The organism is Blastococcus aurantiacus (genome assembly GCF_900102425.1).
Classification (GTDB): domain Bacteria; phylum Actinomycetota; class Actinomycetes; order Mycobacteriales; family Geodermatophilaceae; genus Blastococcus; species Blastococcus aurantiacus.
In genome coordinates this window covers 124931-143910 of sequence record NZ_FNBT01000002.1, presented here as the reverse complement: position 1 = coordinate 143910, position 18980 = coordinate 124931, and the positions used below count along the sequence as shown (strand labels likewise).

The following is an 18980-nucleotide window of genomic DNA, read 5'->3' as shown; positions in this document are numbered from 1 at the left end:
TGTCAGTCTGGCCGAGCGGTCCGACACCGGCGGAGCGGTTGTGGACTCACGCGGCATCGGGCGACGTCGGGCCCAGTTTGAAGAGTCCGGGCTGCTCCGTGGTGGTTCGGGTTGGGCGCAGGGCACGAGGAGCGGTGCGGGGAGCGTCCAGCCCGCGAACGTAACGTTCGAGCTCGCTGCGGGAGAGGCGGCAGCTCCGGCCGATGTGGACGGGGTGCAGGTCGCCGGCCTTCATCAATGCGTAGACCGTCGTCCGCCCGAGGCGGAGCACCGTGGCGGCCTCCTCGGGTGTGAGCAGCAGCGGGTCGCTCAAGACCGGCTCCCGAGGTCGCTGCGCGTCGCCCATCTCGCCCTCCTCGTCGCGTGCTCCTGGTCGCGTGGCCTCGTGCGCCGGCGTCCGGCGCCGCACGCCCACCCGGAGAAGGCGCCATTTCCGGCCGCGTGGTGACAGTGGCCGGCGAAGTTCCTGTTTTCCTCCAGTCCCAGCTGTCCGAGCTCTTCATCACCTGGGGCCGACGCCCGTCGGCTTGCTGGGTCTCCTGACCTGCTCCGGCGCGTCTCCGAATTTCCTCCAGGACGGGGCTCGGCGTGCTGGGCGTAGATCGTGGGCGCCCTTGGCGCATGAGTTCCGATCGCCTGGCGTTGGTCACCACCGATCCGGCCTGCTGAGCGACCAGGCGGTGATCGCCGGCACCCGCGTGCCCGTCAGCATGGTGCTCGACTGCCTTGCCGCCGGAATAAGCCCCAAAGAGGTCGTCGCGGAGTATCCGACCCTGACGTCGGAAGGCGTGCAGGCAGCCGCCGCCTACGGGGGCGTTGCTGGCCCGTGAGGAAATCGTGCTGCTAATGCGTGAGTGAGGATCCAAGCCAACGTCCTCGGCAGTCGCCTCCGCGTGCGGCGCCACGTCACCCCCATCAGTGGACCTCCGCACCGTCGACCCGATCGGTTACGTCCGCGTCCTTGCCGTGGGCGCTCTCCGCGGCCATCTCGACAGCCGAACCGGACAAGATCACGAGCCGACACACCTCATGCATCCAGGGCTGCGCAATCCGTTGTGACGAGTTGGCGACGCCGCGGGTGACAGGGTCTGGTCAGCTGCCTAACGGCATGCCGCCCGGGGGCGTCACCGGCGCGCGCTACCGCTCCAACCGGATCGGTGCGCCTCTCGGCGGGGCGTGGCGCGCGGGCTGAGGGCGCTGCCGTCCGACAGGGCCGGGAGTCATGTCGATAGCGAGGGCCAGTGGCGCGCCGGTTGGGGTGACGTCGGGCCGGTCGGGTCGTCACCGCCCCGTCACCCCCGCTCCACGACGAACTGTCCGGACGTCACCGTCGGCGCCGGTGCCTCACAGGAGCAATACGGGAGCTCCGCCTCGGGGCGCTCAGGTGAGGTCAGGTGCGCCGGTCCAGCGCGCCCGCCGCCGGTAGGACCGCAGGACGGGCTTCAGCGCCCGGCCAAGGGCGTGCAGGTCCCGGTCATAGACGTGGCCGTCATCCAACTGACTGGCGAGCTGGCCGAGCAACCTCGACCAGTCCCTGCGGGTCGGCTCGAGGGGGACACGAATCTCGACCCGCCGCTCGACCATCTGCACTGCCGCCCTGCCGGAGGTCGCCGCGCGGCTCTGCTCCCAGGCCCGGTGGCGGCAAGTGGCTGAGCACCACTTGGGGATCGGACCGCGGCTGCGCGGGGTGATCGGTCCACCGCACCACCCGCAGGTCGTCGCGGCAGTGCGTCGTTCCGGCCCGTCCGCCGCGAGGGCGGCCCAGTCCGGACGAGGGCGTTCTTCCGGGGTGCGACGTTGACGCTCGCGGCGTTGTTGCTCGCGCGCCCGCCGTCGGGCGCGGTACTCAGGTGTACCGCTGGTTCCCATGTCCTCAGTCTGCTGGCGATCCTCCTGTAACCCGTCACCACGAGTTCCCAGCCCGAGATGCAAGACGTGTGTCGGCCATCGTCTTGCTTCAACTAGCCGATGACGGGCCGACCCACGACAAACGGCGGGAGTCCCTCCGGGTGCCGTCGGATAAGCCGTTGCAGGTTGGTCTCGAACGGTTCCGTGCCCTGGACCGACGCCAGCCAAGACCTCGCCGCCCCAAGCACCTCGAAGCAAAAGGTCGGCAGGTCGACAACGACTGCCCGATCCTCGCCAAGATCTATCAGAGTCATGTGAACGCGCTGATTCCGCTCCGGCTCGGCAAAGAGGAGCCGCGGCTTTGACGACCTCCCGTCCGGACGACCGGTGGCCTGATGTAACAGGGAGTTGCGGAACTGGTACAGGGTCTGGCCGTCGCCCCTGTCCCACCATCTCGCCATGTGTCGCTCCACCCAGGCGGCGTATCCCGCAGGGGTCGCCTTGCCGTCGGCAGAACCCAGAGCTGCGCAGACATCGGGAATCATGAGGCACGCGAAGAGACCTACGTAGTAGAGGCCCGCATCGATCGACTTTTCAACTTCCTCGAGCAGATCGTCCATGTGGCCAGCTTGCCGCCATGCGTTGCCGGTGATGGCTCGGTTGAGTGATGACACTCCATGGGGCAAGTGCGCCGGCCGCCGACCCGCGGCAAGTCGCCGCCAAAACGCCCTTCGTCGATGGCGACCCCACTCCGATGTATCACGACGGACTTCGGACCGCAGATGCACCAGGTGTGTCGGTCATGATTTCGACGTTGGAGGGGCCGGATCAAGGCTGCTGATGCTTTGTGCGGTGTTGCTGGACGATGTCGCTGGGTGCCGCCTGCAAGGGGTGCGCCGGTTCCGCGCCGGGGGCGAGGCCGGGCTGGCTGAACGGCCCTCGCGTCCGCACCGCGTGGCCGAGTGACCTCGGCGGAGCAGACGGCAGCGATCTCGCCGCCCGGATCGCCCACCACGTCGTCCCCGGTGCGGCTGGCGTCGGTCCTGGGCACGCCCGCCTCCACATCGGCGCGTCTGGCCTTTACCAAGGTGCCGCGGCCGGCCGCGGTCGACCGGCTCACCCCGGTCTGTTACGAGACGCTCACCCACGCCGCAGCCCGGGCCTGATCACCCCAGCCGACGAGTCAACCGGAGTGGAGGCAGGCCCCTCGACGAGGAGGGAACTTCGGCGGGCCGGCTTCGGCCGACCTGTCGCATCCCTCAGATAGCCTGGGGGTGGACGGGCGCCGTGGGCAGAAGGCCCTGACGCCGGTACCGTCGGCGGTCCTACGAGCGGGGGAGACCCGATGAGCACAGGGAACAGCCAGATGATCCCGGCTACCGTGGACGAGGCACTGCATCAGACAGTTTCCGACATGCTCAACGGCTCGTACATCGACACCGAGAAGGACAAGTCCTACGAGGTCCTGCACTACCAGACGGGCATGTCGAACCCGTGCGCCCGGATCGCCAACGCACCTCAGCGTCGCTTGAACATCGTCGGCGCCGTCGCGCGGTTCGTGTGGATGGTGGCGGGCTCCAACCGCCTGGAGGACATCGCCTTCTACGAGGAAAAGGTCCGGTCGTACACCGACAACCGTCTCACGGTGCCCGGCTCCAGCTACGGGAAGCGACTCTTCGACGCGGCACCCGGGCTCGACCAGATCCGCGGTGTCATCGAACGGCTGCGGACCAGCCCAGATACGCGGCAGGCCGCCGCGGTGGTCTGGTCGCCCGAGGATGCGGTCCGGGTCTCAAGCGACATTCCGTGCACGTTCGGCATGTTCTTCCATGTCCGTGACGGGGGCCTGATCATGTCGACCGTAATGCGGTCAAACAACGCCTTCCGGCTGATGCACTTTAACTTCTTCGAGTTCTCGTTGCTGGGAGAAGTTGTCGCGGCAACGGTCGGCATCCCGATGACTCAGTACGTTCATTGGGCTGCATCGATGCACGTCTACGACACCCCTTTCGAGATGCCAACGACCCGTGCTCTGGCCGCGGCGGGACCTGGCGAATCCATCGTGATGCCCGAGATGCCCCGTGAGGACGCTGCTGCGCTGGCTGCCGCCGATAAGCTCACAGATCAAGACCCAACGGAGCGCGCCGCGCGCCAGGCCGCGCGTGAGCTCGCCACACCCATCGGACAGGCCACGGAGCTCGCGAGGCTCGAGGCCCAGATGCGGCACACCTCGACTGAAGCAGAGTTTGATGCCTTGCGGGGCATGGCTGCCGCCGTCCTCAACAAGTACTGGCTGGCGCTGTTCAATGTCCTGGCGTCATGGGTGGCCGCAAAGCGTGGTCTGCTGGATAAGGCCGACGCGATCGTGGCCGACCTTCCAGAATACCTGCGAGGAGTGACGAGAAGCAAGATCGAAGCGTCGTTCCCGCGGCCCGCTGCCCCGGAAATCGAGCCGCTGGACCAAGACGACCAAGGCACTCTCTTCAACCTGGGAATCGGCGAGGACATCGCGGATCTTAGTCGCCCTTCCTCGAAGGTCGCCGCCTTCGGACATGACAGCGCATACGAGGATGCTGTTCAGGCGATCGCTCGCTTTTCCGAGCGTCAAGGGGACGACCTTCCCATCAGCCGTCTGCCCGCCGCCGTCCGGGAGCTGATGCGCAGCGAAGTGGCCCTGGCTGCTAGGGATGGAGATGTTCGGGAGTACTCGGACGACGACATCCGCGCAGCGTTGGACGCCGTGCGCTGACCATGGGAGGTCCGATCCCGTTGGGAGAGTCTGTCCAGCGGGCGCCATGGACGGTGAGACAGTGACGCCCGAAGACCCGCAGCTTTCGTTCCCTTTCAACGAACAAGCTGAAACGGGCAGCCCCGTTACCGGAGGCGCGGGCACGCCCGTGGCCGCAAGAGCGCCCGAGGTGAAACGTCGAGAGCAACCCGTCCGACGCGGTGCCGTCGCCCCTTCCCTGGTCGCGTTCGCAGGCGCTTGGAACGCGTCGAGTCCTGCTGCCGCAATGGACGCAGCATGTGCAGATCTTCGTCGTCGTACTCGGCAGCAATCGGGACCATATGCCCTCACCCCCATCCTTGAGGAATTGTCGGCTCGTCGAGCGAAGGCGCGGCCCGGAAGCGGCGCACACGGGCGTCTACATGCTCATAGCCGCGGGTGGACCGTCTACCGCCGCGAGGACATGTCGTGGCGGAGAGTCAGGTTCACAGAAGCGCACGAGATCGCCCATATCTTGCTGTATGAGACACTGGCGGATGACCGCCGCGCCCTCTCTGATCTCCAGAATCGTCAATCGCACCGGCAGATTGAAGAGCTTTGCGACTATGGTGCCGCCGAGCTGCTCGTACCTGTGGGCGACGTGTCCGACTACCTAACAAGTAATCCGTTGAGAACCCTTGCCGACTACAATCGTCTTTACGACACCTACTTGGTTTCGCATGTGACGCTTCTGCGTCGAGTTGCGACACTTCTGCCAAGGACCGTCCTGACGGCATGGCAGTACCTCCAGCACCGGCGTGGGGTTAATTGGCGGATCCAAAGCTCCTACTGTCGCACCGTGGATGGGGTTTACCTCCCGCCGGGCCTTTCGCGTCGTCACTTGCGCCCGGACTTGGTCACTCAAGCGCTGACCCATGGCTCGGCCTACGCCGCGGAGGCCACCATCGAGGTTGGGGATCGCCACTACACGGGAAAAATGCTGGCGGTACGACCCGCATTTCGCGACCAAGGAGAACTGCCCATTCTCCAAGGCCGCCCTGTTCGCGACGAGACCGCCGATGACACTGTGTACGTGCTTCACGGTGATCTTCTTACCACCGTCTTGAGTCGCCCCCGTCCGTATAGGCGCGCACGGGGCGAACACGACTTCGATTCATATCTGCAAAGGCTCCCCCTAGCGAAAGATTTGTGATGCGCGTTTACATTTCTGGACCGCTCCAAGGCTCGACGGACCTCCGCCTCGCCAGAGCGCTATATGAGGCGGTTGCTGAAATTGTAACTACCCTCGATCTTGACCCTTACGTGCCTCACATGCACACCGATCCGGAACGCGCGCAGTTTGTCAGCGCCTCTGAGGTATACCGTCGCGATGTGCGCGAACTCCTAAATAGCGACCTTGTCATTGCGCACGTCGGCGCCCCGAGTACCGGTGTCGGTGCCGAGCTCGCTATTGCAGCCCATGCCGGCGTCCCAATTGTAGCTATCGTACGCAGCGGCGAAAAGGTGTCCCGATTTGCTGCGGGCTTGATCGAAGATGCTGGGGGAACGATTGTTCAGTTTGGCGGTATCGCCGATTTGAAGGACGCGTTGTCGCGCAACCTCATGAACACGCGCGCCCGATCGGTCGTTCCATCGCACTCCCGCCTCGTGGGTTGAGATTACGGCTACTCACGGGAGTGTGGACCACTTAAGATGGAAGGATCGACTCTTCGGACGGGGGCCTCGAGCACGCATGAGCATCATGCCGAACGGCAAGCAACCGGATCACCAGTCATTTCCGCAGGCGCGCCGTCGCTATGTGGTGGTGACTGGCTCGATCGGGGCCGGCGCCTCAACCTTGGCGCAGGCATTGATCGACAAGCTGGGTTGGCAGGGTCACCTTGAAGGACATGTTGAGGAGGACAATGCGTTCTTCGCCGACTCCTACCTCGACTTCCCTCGTTGGGGGTTTGCGAGCCAGGTTCACTTTCTTCTTGCATCTGTCCATCGGCATGACGCGTTGCGATCGGAGCTGGCAAGAGTTGATACGGCACTCCCCGACGTTATCGTGGAGGACCGTACACCCTTCGAGCACTCAGGAGCGTACCTAGCTGCGAACGAGAGTTTGGGCCGCATCCCTTTGCGGGAGGCGCAACTGTTGCGGGACCTGACGCGTGTTCTGGAGCGTAGTTACCTCGTGCCTGACTTACTCGTGTTCCGCCAACTGACCCCGGCGCAAGCGCGGTCTCGGGTGGCGGAGCGAGATCGTCCTGGCGAGGGAGTGGCAGGGGACGAACTCCTTGAGGCTATCCGCCAGAGTTTCGACGGGTTCGTTGATAGATGGAAGTCGAGTCCAAAATTCATCGTGCCGGCGGAAGCCGATGTCCGAGAGCCTGACACTAGGGACCGACTTGTCGGGGACATCGCCGCTGCTTTGGATTCTGCGACGACAAGTCTTGGGTAACCTAGGGATGATCGATGGGCGCTCCGCTTTGCTTCGTGAAGCCAAAGTGGACAAGTGCCATGGCAAACTGCTCCCGGAAAGCGCGCGCCCCGCCGAAGGATGGATGTCGCACCTGGACGGCCATGGACGATACTTTGGCAGCGGATGCTATCGGGGGTGGGGCGTCGAATATCTGGGCCAACGAGTCGGCGGCACGTCGGCCAACGGCAATGATGCGGCGCCCACGAACCAGCTGATCTAGGAGCGGAAGGCCGCTGGCAACCTCCCGCGCCGTCGGCGATCGATTTGATGCTGCTAGCCCGACCTGATGGGGGTGCAGAGGGTACGCGTTCCAGGTCATGACTCGCCCCGGCATTCCGGAATTCGCGATGGTCTGTCGCACGATCGTCGCGCTGGGTTCACGCATACCGCTGCCATGAAGGTCGAAGGGTGCCGTAAATGGCACTCCCGTCTGTCTGGCGCCGCGCCACCCTGCGGCCTCGCCAATCAGCAGTAATGGCGCGCCCCAGGCGCATTCAAGATGCGTCGCCATTCGCTCGCGGCGCGTGTTGGCCGACTCGTAATCTAGGCGGACGTCAGTGCAGCAGGCGTGATCGTCCGCGTAAAAGTTGGTGCTGTGCGGTAGCGTTGGCAAGGCCACTAGAGCTTCAATCATCTTCCTGATTGCCGCTATCGCTGTTGGTGTCGCGATCTGAGCGCTCTGATCGCTCTCACACCTCTTAGGAGCCACGAAAAAACCTTTCACAGGTGGTCTGGGAGAGCCGGCACCTCGGCCACCGCTGCCACACGGCGTTGCCGACGACGTGTTCGCCCCTGTTGGAAGTTGGCGTGCAAGGGTGCTTGCGCTGCCCACCTTCCCGGCCCTCGTCCAGCTGTCCGACCTGTTCGGGGAGCTTGGTGGCTGTGCGCACGGCTCGAGAACGTAAGTGATCGCCTGCGTCACGCTAGACATGTCTGGTGACCGCCCACCGTCGATCCCGCTCTGCTCACCCAGTTCACCGCAGGTACAGCAGCCCTGCTCGTCGCCACTCGGAGGCCGCTTAGCGGGTCTCGAGTACTTGTGTGGAGACGATGGTGACGTCGGTGGCGGCTGCGGAGCTGTCGACTAAGACGACCAAGTTGCTGCCAGCGGCTCGGGCACTGGGGACCAGGAGACCTCCACGACCTAACCAGGCCGCCGCGGCTCCGACCTTCTGACAGTTCGTGAAGTCGTCGGCTTCTATGTCACGTGATGAGAGGCCTACCGACCGCAAGGCCCCCACAGCGGTGAGGTCAACCACGTCATCCACATCGATGTTGACCTCGTAGAGAACGCGCCGAGCGAACATTCGCGCTGGCTGGATGTCGACCGCGTGCTGACCCTCAGCTTCGGCGGTGTCCCGGTCCACCGCCAGGTAAATCGCACCCACCCCTGCAGGGTTCCAGCGGGCGCCCGAGATGTTGACCTTGGAGGGCGGATAGTCGTTGAACATGTGTCGCCAGGCGGTGCCTTCGTAGGGATTGGTAGCCAGTTCTTCGAGGGCGTCGAGCAGCTCGGGATCGTGGCTTGACGTGGACATGCTCAGACGAAGGCCCCGTCGCGCAGCTGATCGATGAGAGCTAGCACGTCCTGGTGTTTGCCCTGCTGTATGCGTGCGGCTGGCGTGTCCCCGCCCAACAGTCTGTGTGGGGCGAATAGCCAAAGGCGCGCTTGATCTGGTGGGAAGAACTCGGCGAGCTGGTCTGTCAGCCACTCCAAGGTAAGCAGGTTCTGTAGCTTGCTTGGCTGGGGGTCTACATGGCCCTGCTGCCACCGAGACACGGTTTGAGGTGTGGTGTCAAGCAGTTGAGCGATCTCGCGACCGCGGATCCCGGCGTGCTGCTTGATCGAGTCCAGGCGGTCAGCGACTGCACCTGGCATGAGGTCCTCCTGTGAGTGGGGGTAACGCGTCCTACCGCCGTCTAGGTGCAGGCAGCGGTGATACGGGGAAGATCATCAGCGAAAGTCGACTGCGGTTGCAGCCTGGCGTCGCTATCGGCGGGCACCGGGACAGGGGTGCCGGTTCGAATCTGTATCTGGATCAGGATTCTCATGATCCCCGGAGGCCACATCCCCCGGAGGGGGCCCACCGAGTCTGCGGCGAGGATCCAATGGAGGGTTGCCACCGTCTCCCGTGCGACCCGACGCGAGGAGACGTATACGGCTCTGGTCCGCAAGGACCCTGGTGCGGTGGTGGCAGCGCGGAGCGCGCTGCCAGCAGGTAGCCCTTGCAGCAGCCGATGGATTGCCCGACAGACACTGAACCGCTCGCCCCCTGCTTCTTCAGGCGGGACGGCGCAGGCGCTTACCGGCCGCGGGCTCACTGACGGTGAACACCGAGTGCTTCTCCAACTGAGCGCCCAGCGTGCCCCGCCAGGAGTCCAGGCGCTTTCGTGCCGGCTCCAGGCTGGGCTCGATCTCCGCCGCACGCACCGCGCGGTCGGACGCCGGTCGAAGAAAGTTCTCCATGTACAGGCCAGCCCGCAACGGCGGCGGCGTTGCACTGAGCGTGGCTACCTCATGGGCTCGCTGAAGCAGGAAGTGTCGACGGGGCCGCATCTGCATGTCCTGCCAGCCTCGGGGGCAGCAGCCGCTGTTGGTGCAGCCGTGGGCGGACTTCATGCCTCGGGCGCCGAAGAATGCCTCGCCCCGCTCCGGCGGCAGGAAGGTTCCCAGTTGGTGTAGGTAGATGCGGGGGGCGGGCGAGAAGCCGCGGTCGTCGGGGTCGGGGGCCTTGAATAGGCCGCCTAGCTGGACTCCCTCGCTGAAGGTGATGCCCGATTCGATCCCACCCACGGCTCCGAAGGCCATCAGTGCCAGGCCGACCGTGCCTGAGTGCTCAGCGACCAGCGGCACGCCGGTGGCGTGCAGGTCTCGGCACCCCTCGAGGTATCGGCGCAGCGCCAGCGGTCCGCTGCTGTTGGTGCCGAACGGATGGATCCGCAACCACACGGCGTCGATGGGCAGCGGTGGGCGCAACGTTTGTACCAGCCGGCCTCGGGCTTCTGCGTGCCGGAACACCTCGGCCTTGACCACCAGGGGGTAGTAGATCCGCACGTGACCCAGACCGAGACGGTCCAGTTCGGCTCGGAGTCGATGCGTCAGGTCGGCGTCGATCAACAGCCATGGGTCATCAGCCGCAGACAAGAAGTGGGTCGGAGCCAGCACCGCGCTGTATCCCCGGGCCTGCACCTCCTCGGCAATCGCCCGGACAAGCGGAACACCGGCGAGGCCAGTCAGGTCATCGGGCAAGTGGGGTGCGTTCCCCGCCCACGGAAGATTCCTGACCCTCCCTCGACCGAAGCCACCCGCGGTGCCCAGGTCGACAGTCAACGGGTCGAGCACCGTCTCGAGGCCTTGCCGACCGGCTTCGGTCATCAGATCGGCCTGCCGGTTCCCCCAGGTGGGGTTAGCGACAAGCCCAGATGCGATCGACCGTCCCTCGACGAGCAGCTGGAGGACATCGGGTCCGTCCTTATACCCCGGACGGATGTAGCTCCCCAGCGGGTCGGGCACTGGGCGTAGCACTCGTGGCTGGACCACCATGACCACCTCCGTAGACAAGTTAACATACTTCTGCGCGTTACGCTAGACATTTACCTAAACAGACAGGTGGACATGTTCGTGCACAGCTCAGGGGGATGACCACGGAACCAGGCGATGATCAAGGACGTGAAATCGATGTCGGTCCGACACATGCAACGGCTGACGGAACTGATGACGTTGCTGGGAACCGCAGCATGGGCGGTGAGCCAGATTCGTCGGCCGGCACGTCTACAGCTGCGCCGTCTCTGGCGCGAGTGGCGTGCCAACTTCGCCGCATTGTTAGCATGCCTATTCAGCTCTGCTAAAGATCCGCCCGCCGTGGTTGCAGTTGTGGTTGCAGTTGGCGTCGTTCGCGGTCATTCGTAGCCGTGCGCAGCCGTAATTCTCCGCTGGTCGCACGCCTTATGGGACTGCAGTGAACCGCCTCGAACGTGATCATGACGGCCTGGCAGTGTGGGGGTCAGGGGCTCGAGTCCCCTCAGCCCCACCCCCTTCGATCAGGCCGTTCTCCGATACGGGGGGCGGCCTGACTCGTTCCCGACCTCAGCCGCGGCGCCCACCGGGCACGGTCTGGCATCGCGAGCGGCCCCGCCTCCTCGCTCGCTGCGAGGGTGGGGCGATGGGACGCACGACGGCCCGGGCGGTGATCCGCCCGGGCCGTCGTGTTCCTGCGTGAGGACGTGCTACTCGGTCGTCCAGACCTCGCCCCACATGGCCTGTGCGCCAGGGACTCCGTCACCTTCATCGCCGTCGGGGAACGTCCAGCCGTCGACGTTCTTCACCACGTCCCGCACCGCGATGTCGGTGAGGGTGTAGCCGGTGAACAGGTTCGGCACGTTTTCGGAAATGTCCATGCTGATCTGCTCCACGGCCGCCTTGCGCTCCTCCACGTCCGTCGTGGTGCGCAGGGTGTCCAGGCCCTCGTCGATCTCCGGGCTGGTGTAGCCGGTGAAGTTGAGCGGGCCCTCGGTGAAGGCGTTCTTCAGCGTGGTGTACGGATCGGTCTCCGCACCCACCCGCCAGCACTGCACCTCGTAGTCCTTCGCGATCCCGTTCTGGACGTGGGCGGCCTGCTCGACGGTCTCGAGCTTCACATCCATGCCCAGCTGGCTCCAGAAGGACTGGTAGAGCTGGGAGAGCTCGTTGAGGGTGGGGTCGGGCGGGCAGCGGTACGTGAACGAGAGGTCGGTCCCGACCGGCTGGCCGTCGGAGCGCTGCGGGTCGTTGATGTACTCGTCGTACAGCTCCTGGGCGCGCTCGGCGTCGTAGGTCGGGAAGGCCTCCGCCGCCTTTTCGGAGTAGTACGGGCTGTCCGGGCTGAAGTACTGGGTGGCGTCGGGGGTCAGCCCGGTGCCGCCGATGACGTCGATGAGGGCCGGCTGGTCGATGCCGTAGGCCAGGGCCTGCCGCACCCGCAGGTCGTCGAACGGCGCGATGCTCGTGTTGATGATCGATCCGCCGCTGTTGTTGCCCAGGTACTCGTAGTTGTCCACGCCGTCGAGGTCGCGGGCCTTGGCGACGGTGCTCTGCCGCAGGGTCTGCATGGCGTCGATGTCACCGCTCTGCAGGCTGGACAGGCGGGTGTCCTCGTCGGGGATCGGCCGGAAGGTGATCCCGTCGAGGTAGGGCAGCCCGTCCCGCCAGTAGTCCTCGTTCTTCTCGACCACGAAGTTGCTGTCCCGCTGCCAGGACACGAACTTGAACGGGCCGGTCCCGACCGGATTGGCGCCGGCGTCGGGGCCGAACTTCGCCGCCGCGGTGGGCGAGAAGGGCCAGCCGGGGGAGGTGGTCAGCACGTCCGGGAACGCGGCGTTGGCCTGCTTCAGCTTGTACTCCACGGTCAGGTCGTCCACGACGTCCAGCGAGGCGACATCGGCCAGCGTGTTCTTCACGTTGGACGTCGGCGCCATGAGGTAGGTGTCGAAGATCGTCTTGAGCGCCTCGCCGTTCAGCGGCGTGCCGTCGTGGAACTGGATGTCCGGGCGCAGCTTCAGGGTCCAGGTGGTGAGGTCCGCATTGGGTTCCATCGACTCGGCGAGGTAGGGCCTGACCTCACCATCCGCCGTCCGTTTCATCAGCGGGTCGTAGATCGCGTAGGCGACCGTGGTGCCCGAGTTGGCGAAGGAGCCCTCTCCGGGCAGCCAGCTGTTGGTCTCGGCCTCCAGCCCCACGGTGATCTCACCGCCCTCGACCGGGTCACCCTGCTCGGAGATGTCGTCCGGGTTCGCACCGCCCGCTCCGTTGCCGCCCCCGCCCCCGCCGCCGTCGTCCCCCCCGCAGGCGGCGGTGCCGAGCAGTACTCCTACGAGTCCCAGGGAAGCGAGAGCCCGCTTCCAGGGGAGCTCTGTCGGACGCCGATGTCCTCGCATGTGTTGTCTCCTCAGCCGTTCGCGTGCAGAGCCACCGGTGCGCGGGCAGGGTGCCGCGGTGGTGGGCGCCCGAGGCGCTAAGCGGGATCTCTACCTTGCGCAGTGACGTGAGTCACTAGCCGTACGGATGCTGTGGCCGAGCTGTGACCCAAGTAACTCGTTGGCCGTACAGGGCCGGGCGGGCCAGGCTCCGCATCGTGACGAGCAGCGACGTGTGGGACGAGGCGACGGCGGCCGGCTACGACCGGACGTCGTCGTTCATGTTCACGGCCGACGTCCTCGACCCCGCCGTGGACTTCCTGGCCGAGCTGGCGGGGGAGGGGCCCGCGCTGGAGTTCGCCGTCGGCACGGGCCGGGTGGCCATCCCGCTGGCGTCCCGGGGCGTGCCGGTCACCGGCATCGAGTTGTCGCAGCCCATGGCCGATCAGCTGCACCGCAAGCGCCCGGACCTGCCGGTCGTGATGGGGGACATGGCCACGGCCACCGCGCCGGGCACGTTCGCCCTGGTCTACGTCGTGTGGAACAGCCTCGGGAACGTCCGGACGCAGGCCGGGCAGGTCGACTGCTCCCGGAACGCCGCCCGTCACCTGGCGCCCGGTGGCCACTTCGTCGTCGAGCTGTGGATCCCGCAGCTCCGCCGGTTCCCGCCCGGGCAGACGGCGGTGCCCTTCCACGTCGGCGGGCGTCACGTCGGCTTCGACACCCTCGACCTCGTCACCCAGCAGGGCACCTCCCACCACTACTGGCGGGAGGACGACGGCACCGTGCGGTACGCCGCCAGCAACCACCGCTACGTCTGGCCCGCCGAGCTGGACCTCATGGCGCAGCTGGCCGGTCTCGAGCACGTCCGCCGGGTGGCCGACTGGCACGGGCGGCCGTTCACCGCTGACAGCGAGAGCGCCGTCTCGGTCTGGCGGAAGCCGGCCTGACCACCCGTCAGGGGAGGTGCGCGGTCTCGTCCAGTCGCACCACGCTGCGGTTGGCGAAGAAGTCGTCCTCCTCGAGAACCGTGATCCCGCCGCTCGTCGACCTGAAGTTGACGTATCCCGTGGCCTCCAGCGGCATGCGGATCCACGCGCAGACGACGAAGGTCAGCGCGAAGCCGTGGGTGACGACGACGTGGTGCGCACCCGGGCCGGCCAGGATGCGGTCGACGGCGGCGTACACGCGGACGGCGAACTCGCGCCGGGTCTCCGCGCCCTCGATGCCCTCGGAGTGGTCCATCCGGTCCCCGGTGGGCGATGGCGGGACGAAGCGGGCGTCCAGCCACGCCTGCGGCCGCCCCTCGGCGACGCCGTAGGACTTCTCGCGCAGTCCGGGCAGCAGAACCGGTTGCACATCCAGCCGCGCGCCGATCGCCTCCGCCGTCTGCACCGTCCGGGTCAGGTCGGAGGAGTGCAGCTGCACCGCGGCGTCGGCGGGAACGAGCTCCCGGATGCGCGCCGCGACGGCGTCGGCCTGGCGCAGGCCCCGCTCGCTGAGTTCCGTGTCCGACCACCCGCCCACCTCGCCGGACAGGTGGTGTGCCGCCTCGGGATGGGTGACGACGTAGAGCCTGCGCACCCGCGCTCCTCCCGTGGACCGACCGCTCGCGACGCCCCGAGCGGGTCGAACACTGCCGGACGGCATGATCGGCGTCGACACGGGCCAGCACCGCCGCTGCGGTGGGCCGGCCCGGCACCGCCTGACTCCTGCGGAAGGACCCGCCATGCCCTCGTTGGACCGCTCCGGCGACGTGTTCGTGCTCGACCTCGGCGACACCGAGAACCGCTTCCACCCCGACTGGCTGGTTGCGGTGAACGCGGCCCTCGACGAGGTGGAGCAGGCCGAGGGCCCCCGCGCCCTCGTCACCACGGCCACCGGGAAGTTCTTCTCCAACGGTCTGGACCTCGAGTGGCTCGCCGGCCACGAGGACGAGCGCGGCGGGTACGTGTCCGGGGTGCAGCACCTGCTCGCCCGAGTGCTCGCTCTCCCGCTGGTCACGGTGGCCGCCGTCCAGGGGCACGCTTTCGCGGCCGGAGCCATGCTGACCTTGAGCCACGACGTCCGGGTCATGCGCGCCGACCGCGGGTTCTGGTGCCTGCCCGAGGTCGACATCCAGATCCCCTTCACCCCGGGGATGTCGGCGCTCATCCAGTCCCGCCTGGCGCCGCAGACCGCGCACATCGCGATGACCACCGGCCGCCGCTACGGAGGTGTCGAGGCCGTCGACGCCGGGATCGTCGACCAGGCCGTGGCCGAGGACGCCGTCCGCGCGACGGCGGTGGAGCTCGCCGACGCACTGGCCGGCAAGGCCGGTCCGACGCTCGGCACCATCAAGACCCGCATGTACGGCCCTGCCCTGGACAGCCTGCGGGCCGCCGGTCAGCGGCTGGGGTGACTGCCGCCGAGGACCGCTCGGTCCTGCAGCTGCCCGCTCCCGCACCCGACCTCGAACTCCGGTACGGCGACCACCCCGACGCCGTCGTCGACGTCCGCTTCGGCCGTGCCGGCGCCGAGCGGCGGCCGCTCGTCGTGTTCGTGCACGGCGGCTTCTGGCGGCCGGCCTACGACCGCGTCCACGTCCGGCCGCTGACGGCGGCACTCGCGGAGGCCGGGTGGACGACCGCGGCGATCGAGTACCGGCGGGTTCCCGGCCGGCCCGACGACACGGTGGACGACGTCGCCGCGGCCATCGGCTTCCTGAGCGGGGCTCCCGACGTCGCCGGAAGGTGCGACGGGCGGCTCGTGCTCGCCGGGCACTCCGCCGGCGGGCACCTGGTGCTGCAGGCTGCCGCCGACCTGCGGACCCCCCCGCTGGCCGGGGTGCTGGCGCTGGCGCCGGTGGCGGATCTCCGGCTGGGCGAGGAGCTGGCTCTGGACGGCGACGCCGTCCGCGCGTTCCTGGGGCGGCCGGCCGGCGAGCGGCCCGACCTGGACCCGGTGCGGCAGCCCGCGCCCGCGGCCCCGGTCACGGTCGTGCACGGCACCTCCGACGAGATCGTCCCGCTCTCCCTGGGCCGGTCCTACGTGGCGGCGCACCCCTCGGCCGGCCTCGTCGAGGTCGAGGGTGGCCACTTCGTCGTCATCGATCCGCGCAGCGCCGCCTGGCCCGAACTGCTGGCGGCGCTGGCCGCGTGCTGAACCGTCTCGCCGTGCGCGGCGCGCGGTCCTACGGTCGGTCCATGCAGGTCGACGGCACGAACACGGCAACCACGGTGGTCGTCATGGGGGTGTCCGGCTCGGGGAAGACCACCGTCGCCGAACGGCTGGCGGAGCGGCTGGAGTGGGAGTTCGCCGAGGGCGACGAGTTCCACCCGCGCGCCAACGTCGAGAAGATGGCCGCGGGGCAGCCGCTCGACGACGACGACCGCTGGCCGTGGCTGCGCATCATCGGCGGCTGGATCGACCAGCGGGAGGCGACCGGCCGCTCCGTCGTCCTCACCTGCTCGGCGCTCAAGCGCAGCTACCGCGACCTGCTCCGCGAGGGGCGGCCGTCGGTGTGGTTCGCCCACGTGACCGTCGACGCCGAGGTCCTGCGCACCCGGCTCGAGGGCCGGAAGGGCCACTACATGCCCGCATCCCTGCTCGAGAGCCAGCTCGCCACGCTCGAACCGCTCCAGCCTGACGAGGCGGGGGCGGAGATCTCCGGTGCCGGGTCGCCCGACGCGGTGGTCGACGGCCTGCTCACCGCCCTGGGCGGGGACCGCCCGTACCGCCCCTCGACCGACGTCTGACGACGTCTGCTCTTCCGCGGAAAGGCAGGGGTCAGGCGTCGGGAGTGGGTCCGTCGTCGGTCCGCCGGTCGGCGGGGGAGCCGGGGGCGTCGCCGTCCCGGCTGCGTGCGCGCCGCTCCACCCGCAGGGTCGCCGCCGCGCGGACGGTCGAGGCGGAGTCGGCGAGCTCGGCCGTCCCGCCGGCCAGGCGCTTCTGGACGACCAGCCGCTCGGCGTGAGAGTCGCGGATTGCACGCAGCAGCTCGTCCAGGCTCATGGCGAGCACGTAGGTCCGGCCACCCACCATGTGCAGGACGGTGTCGGGCACGGACTGCGCGCGCTCGATCTCGGCCGGGTCGATGGTGAAGTGCTCGCCGTTGCGACAGGTCACTGCGATCACGGGAGCGGTCCTTCCGCTGGATCGGGGAGTGGACCCCGGTGGCGCCGGACGCGGCTCTCTCTCCATCGGCATCCGCCGCCCCGTGCTGAAGCCCAGCCCGTGTGCCTCACCCGGGGGGGCGGCCGGCTCAGAACCCGAAGAGCAGACCCAGCCCGCCGAGGGTGAACACGACCATGACCAGCACCAGGGGCAGCTGGTCGGACGCCCGGGCCCGGCGCGCCGACAGGAGTGCGCGCTCGTGGGCCAGGATCACGCCCACCACGTGCCCCGTGATGATGGCGCCCACCTGCACCAGGGCGATGACGTCGGCGCTGACCGCGGTGAGGTCGACCCGGTTGCCGTAGGTGCCGAACAGGTCGACGCCGTCGGTGCCGAACGGGTTGCTGATCAGGATCCAGGTCGTCTGCCCGTCCAGCATCAGCAGGCTGAAGTAGTGCGCCACCGTGTAGCCGAGCGCGATCGGGATCACCGTCGCCGCGTACCGCGCCGGCTGGACGCCCTGCTCCTGCCCGGCGAGCCGGCCGGAGAGCCGAGTGCCGAGCACGTAGAGCCCGGAGACCAGGGCGATGGACAGCAGCAGCCCGACGGTGCCGGAGAACCAGTCGTTCGCCGAGCCGGGGCCGGTCTGCCACCAGACGGTGCGCGTCAGCCCGTCGAAGGCGGTGGAGCCGAGCAGCACCATCACCAGCGCCGACAGCCCGGGCCGGGACGGCGTGGCCAGCGCGTTGGCCAGGGGGTTGCGCAGGACGAGCCGCCCGTCGCTGCGCCGTCCCCAGGGGGACAGCCGGGCGATCAGCGTGGAGTAGGCCTCGAACCCGTCGCCGCGGGCGAACCAGCCCTCGCCGAACCACTGCGCGCACGCCAGCTGGACGGCGGCGTAGCCGAGGAGGAAGACCGCGACGGTGACCGGCTCGGTGCGGTCGGGATGGACCAGCTCCAGCCACACGAACACGGTGAGCGCACCGGCCGCGGGCCACAGCCCGAGCGCCGGCAGCTGGGCCGCGCCGGGCGCATCGGGGCCGAGCGGCCGTAGCAGTCGATGCAGCAGCCGCAGGGGGTTCACCACCCGCCACACCGGTCCGAGCAGCAGGCTGACCGGGACGAGCCCCACCCAGAAGGTGACGAACAGGACCCACGGACCCAGGTTGCGGGAGGTCTCCTCCGGCCCGGCCAGGGCGGCCGTCACGACGAAGGCGGCGATCAGCAGCGCGACGGCCTGCAGTCCGCGGCGCACCCCGGAGCTGTCCAGCAGCCGCTGGAGCCCCGCGGGCAGCGGGCGGCCGGCGTCCGGCCCACCGAGGTGCGGGCTGCGCCAGAACAGCAGCAGGACGGCGAAGCTGGCGAGGATGGCGGCGCCGGCGCCGTAGAGGGCGAACCCGATGGGGATGGGCAGGTCGGTGCGCGACCCCACCCCGTGGGCGAGGACCGTCATGCGGTCACGAGACCTGCAGGGTCAGCAGCACCGTTCCCGCGTCGTGCAGCTCGATCTCGAAGACCCCCGGGATGGTGGCGTCGAAGGTCAGCTCGGTGGTCTGACCCGCCCGGAGATCGGCGGTCAGGTCGTAGCCGTGCACGTGCAGTTCGTCGTCGATCGTGCTGTTGAGCACCAGGGTGACCGACTCGCCCACCCGTACGGAGATCCGGCCCGCCTGCTCCACCGGCCCGGCAACGACGTCCAGCTCGGCGCGCAGCGATCCCTGTCCCGGAGAACTGCTCGCTGCCCCGGCCCCGGCAGCACTGCTCGACGTGCTGGACGAGGTGCTGCTGGACGACGTGCTGCTGGACGACGAACTCGCCGCTGACGGGCGGGGCTCGTCGGTGCCGGCGCAGGCGGCCAGCGGGAGGACGAGGGCGACGGCGGACGCCGCCACGGCGCGGGGCAGCCGGACAGGACGGGCGGTCACGTGGTGAGTCTCCGGTGTGCGCAGGGAA

22 protein-coding genes are annotated in these 18980 nt (G+C 68.0%); 11 read left to right on the top strand and 11 right to left on the bottom strand.

Annotated elements, in window-relative coordinates:
- Positions 1-46: 46 nt before the first annotated feature.
- Complete coding sequence (locus BLS70_RS04175) at positions 47-313, bottom strand: helix-turn-helix domain-containing protein (RefSeq protein WP_218122272.1); 267 nt, start codon at positions 311-313, stop codon at positions 47-49.
- Here BLS70_RS04175 and BLS70_RS21190 point away from each other — a divergent pair.
- Positions 273-830: a DUF433 domain-containing protein gene (locus BLS70_RS21190; RefSeq protein WP_369406206.1), complete on the top strand. Its 558-nt coding sequence runs from the start codon at positions 273-275 to the stop codon at positions 828-830. The two genes, BLS70_RS04175 and BLS70_RS21190, sit on opposite strands and share 41 nt — an antisense overlap.
- Positions 831-1380: 550 nt before the next feature.
- On the opposite strand, the gene BLS70_RS04165 is transcribed toward BLS70_RS21190, so the two are convergent.
- Positions 1381-1584 carry a hypothetical protein gene (locus BLS70_RS04165; protein WP_091764827.1) on the bottom strand — a complete coding sequence of 68 codons (204 nt, stop codon included), beginning with the start codon at positions 1582-1584 and terminating at the stop codon, positions 1381-1383.
- Between the two features lie 377 nt (positions 1585-1961).
- Positions 1962-2468: a hypothetical protein gene (locus BLS70_RS04160; protein WP_091764404.1), complete on the bottom strand. Its 507-nt coding sequence runs from the start codon at positions 2466-2468 to the stop codon at positions 1962-1964.
- A 342-nt stretch (positions 2469-2810) separates the two neighbouring features.
- On the opposite strand from BLS70_RS04160, the gene BLS70_RS04155 reads away from it, so the two are divergent.
- The 5 genes from BLS70_RS04155 to BLS70_RS04135 all read left to right on the top strand — a co-directional run bounded on the left by BLS70_RS04155 (position 2811) and on the right by BLS70_RS04135 (position 7019).
- On the top strand, positions 2811-3014 hold the full coding sequence (locus tag BLS70_RS04155; protein WP_091764403.1) for a hypothetical protein: 204 nt from the start codon (positions 2811-2813) through the stop codon (positions 3012-3014).
- A 179-nt stretch (positions 3015-3193) separates the two neighbouring features.
- Complete coding sequence (locus BLS70_RS04150; protein ID WP_091764402.1) at positions 3194-4597, top strand: thymidylate synthase; 1404 nt, start codon at positions 3194-3196, stop codon at positions 4595-4597.
- A complete protein-coding gene (locus BLS70_RS21585; RefSeq protein WP_091764401.1) occupies positions 4536-5768 on the top strand; it encodes an ImmA/IrrE family metallo-endopeptidase in 1233 nt (410 codons plus the stop codon). The genes BLS70_RS04150 and BLS70_RS21585 overlap by 62 nt, the downstream gene beginning before the upstream one ends.
- A complete protein-coding gene (locus BLS70_RS04140) occupies positions 5768-6232 on the top strand; it encodes a nucleoside 2-deoxyribosyltransferase (RefSeq protein WP_143030338.1) in 465 nt (154 codons plus the stop codon). Before BLS70_RS21585 ends, BLS70_RS04140 begins: the two co-directional genes overlap by 1 nt.
- A 76-nt stretch (positions 6233-6308) precedes the next feature.
- Positions 6309-7019, top strand: a complete 711-nt coding sequence (locus BLS70_RS04135; protein ID WP_091764399.1) for a deoxynucleoside kinase — start codon at positions 6309-6311, stop codon at positions 7017-7019.
- 1040 nt (positions 7020-8059) lie between these two features.
- On the opposite strand, the gene BLS70_RS04125 is transcribed toward BLS70_RS04135, so the two are convergent.
- From BLS70_RS04125 to BLS70_RS04115, 3 genes are all read right to left on the bottom strand, one after another.
- Positions 8060-8578, bottom strand: coding sequence for an RES family NAD+ phosphorylase (locus BLS70_RS04125; RefSeq protein WP_091764397.1), 519 nt, complete (start codon positions 8576-8578; stop codon positions 8060-8062).
- Between the two features lie 2 nt (positions 8579-8580).
- Positions 8581-8919: an antitoxin Xre/MbcA/ParS toxin-binding domain-containing protein gene (locus BLS70_RS21580; protein ID WP_091764396.1), complete on the bottom strand. Its 339-nt coding sequence runs from the start codon at positions 8917-8919 to the stop codon at positions 8581-8583.
- Positions 8920-9321: 402 nt separating this feature from the next.
- Positions 9322-10554, bottom strand: a complete 1233-nt coding sequence (locus tag BLS70_RS04115) for a hypothetical protein (RefSeq protein WP_091764395.1) — start codon at positions 10552-10554, stop codon at positions 9322-9324.
- A 144-nt stretch (positions 10555-10698) separates the two neighbouring features.
- Here BLS70_RS04115 and BLS70_RS20410 point away from each other — a divergent pair, with 144 nt between their 5' ends.
- Positions 10699-10950: a hypothetical protein gene (locus tag BLS70_RS20410; protein WP_143030337.1), complete on the top strand. Its 252-nt coding sequence runs from the start codon at positions 10699-10701 to the stop codon at positions 10948-10950.
- Positions 10951-11267: 317 nt separating this feature from the next.
- On the opposite strand, the gene BLS70_RS04110 is transcribed toward BLS70_RS20410, so the two are convergent.
- Positions 11268-12953 (bottom strand): ABC transporter substrate-binding protein, encoded by a 1686-nt coding sequence (locus BLS70_RS04110; protein ID WP_091764394.1) that lies wholly within the window; start codon positions 12951-12953, stop codon positions 11268-11270.
- A gap of 197 nt (positions 12954-13150) precedes the next feature.
- Between BLS70_RS04110 and BLS70_RS04105 the strand changes: the two genes are divergently transcribed.
- A complete protein-coding gene (locus BLS70_RS04105) occupies positions 13151-13882 on the top strand; it encodes a class I SAM-dependent DNA methyltransferase (RefSeq protein WP_091764393.1) in 732 nt (243 codons plus the stop codon).
- Positions 13883-13889: 7 nt separating this feature from the next.
- Here the strand turns inward: BLS70_RS04105 and BLS70_RS04100 are convergent, their stop codons facing one another.
- Positions 13890-14516, bottom strand: coding sequence for a histidine phosphatase family protein (locus BLS70_RS04100; RefSeq protein ID WP_091764392.1), 627 nt, complete (start codon positions 14514-14516; stop codon positions 13890-13892).
- 145 nt (positions 14517-14661) lie between these two features.
- Between BLS70_RS04100 and BLS70_RS04095 the strand changes: the two genes are divergently transcribed.
- Genes BLS70_RS04095 through BLS70_RS04085 form a run of 3 tightly spaced genes read left to right on the top strand, consistent with a single transcriptional unit; the run spans position 14662 to position 16669 of the window.
- Positions 14662-15333, top strand: coding sequence for an enoyl-CoA hydratase-related protein (locus BLS70_RS04095; RefSeq protein ID WP_091764391.1), 672 nt, complete (start codon positions 14662-14664; stop codon positions 15331-15333).
- Complete coding sequence (locus BLS70_RS04090; protein ID WP_091764390.1) at positions 15330-16076, top strand: alpha/beta hydrolase; 747 nt, start codon at positions 15330-15332, stop codon at positions 16074-16076. Before BLS70_RS04095 ends, BLS70_RS04090 begins: the two co-directional genes overlap by 4 nt.
- 41 nt (positions 16077-16117) lie before the next feature.
- Positions 16118-16669 (top strand): gluconokinase, encoded by a 552-nt coding sequence (locus BLS70_RS04085; RefSeq protein WP_091764826.1) that lies wholly within the window; start codon positions 16118-16120, stop codon positions 16667-16669.
- A gap of 31 nt (positions 16670-16700) precedes the next feature.
- Here the strand turns inward: BLS70_RS04085 and BLS70_RS04080 are convergent, their stop codons facing one another.
- The 3 genes from BLS70_RS04080 to BLS70_RS04070 form a co-directional block, all read right to left on the bottom strand.
- Positions 16701-17048, bottom strand: coding sequence for a flagellar FlbD family protein (locus BLS70_RS04080; RefSeq protein ID WP_176946283.1), 348 nt, complete (start codon positions 17046-17048; stop codon positions 16701-16703).
- A gap of 127 nt (positions 17049-17175) precedes the next feature.
- The gene (locus BLS70_RS04075; protein WP_091764388.1) at positions 17176-18480 is read right to left on the bottom strand and encodes a hypothetical protein; all 1305 of its coding nucleotides are present in this window, start codon (positions 18478-18480) and stop codon (positions 17176-17178) included.
- 4 nt (positions 18481-18484) lie between these two features.
- Positions 18485-18952, bottom strand: coding sequence for a cupredoxin domain-containing protein (locus BLS70_RS04070; RefSeq protein ID WP_255362228.1), 468 nt, complete (start codon positions 18950-18952; stop codon positions 18485-18487).
- Positions 18953-18980 lie beyond the last annotated feature (28 nt).

Coding starts and splice junctions, on each gene's coding strand:
- BLS70_RS04165 (WP_091764827.1), bottom strand. CDS start 1,584: ATGGTCGAGCGGCGGGTCGAGATTCGTGTCCCCCTCGAGCCGACCCGC.
- BLS70_RS04160 (WP_091764404.1), bottom strand. CDS start 2,468: ATGGACGATCTGCTCGAGGAAGTTGAAAAGTCGATCGATGCGGGCCTC.
- BLS70_RS04150 (WP_091764402.1), top strand. CDS start 3,194: ATGAGCACAGGGAACAGCCAGATGATCCCGGCTACCGTGGACGAGGCA.
- BLS70_RS21585 (WP_091764401.1), top strand. CDS start 4,536: ATGGAGATGTTCGGGAGTACTCGGACGACGACATCCGCGCAGCGTTGG.
- BLS70_RS04140 (WP_143030338.1), top strand. CDS start 5,768: ATGCGCGTTTACATTTCTGGACCGCTCCAAGGCTCGACGGACCTCCGC.
- BLS70_RS04135 (WP_091764399.1), top strand. CDS start 6,309: ATGAGCATCATGCCGAACGGCAAGCAACCGGATCACCAGTCATTTCCG.
- BLS70_RS04125 (WP_091764397.1), bottom strand. CDS start 8,578: ATGTCCACGTCAAGCCACGATCCCGAGCTGCTCGACGCCCTCGAAGAA.
- BLS70_RS21580 (WP_091764396.1), bottom strand. CDS start 8,919: ATGCCAGGTGCAGTCGCTGACCGCCTGGACTCGATCAAGCAGCACGCC.
- BLS70_RS20410 (WP_143030337.1), top strand. CDS start 10,699: ATGATCAAGGACGTGAAATCGATGTCGGTCCGACACATGCAACGGCTG.
- BLS70_RS04110 (WP_091764394.1), bottom strand. CDS start 12,953: ATGCGAGGACATCGGCGTCCGACAGAGCTCCCCTGGAAGCGGGCTCTC.
- BLS70_RS04095 (WP_091764391.1), top strand. CDS start 14,662: ATGCCCTCGTTGGACCGCTCCGGCGACGTGTTCGTGCTCGACCTCGGC.
- BLS70_RS04085 (WP_091764826.1), top strand. CDS start 16,118: ATGCAGGTCGACGGCACGAACACGGCAACCACGGTGGTCGTCATGGGG.
- BLS70_RS04075 (WP_091764388.1), bottom strand. CDS start 18,480: ATGACGGTCCTCGCCCACGGGGTGGGGTCGCGCACCGACCTGCCCATC.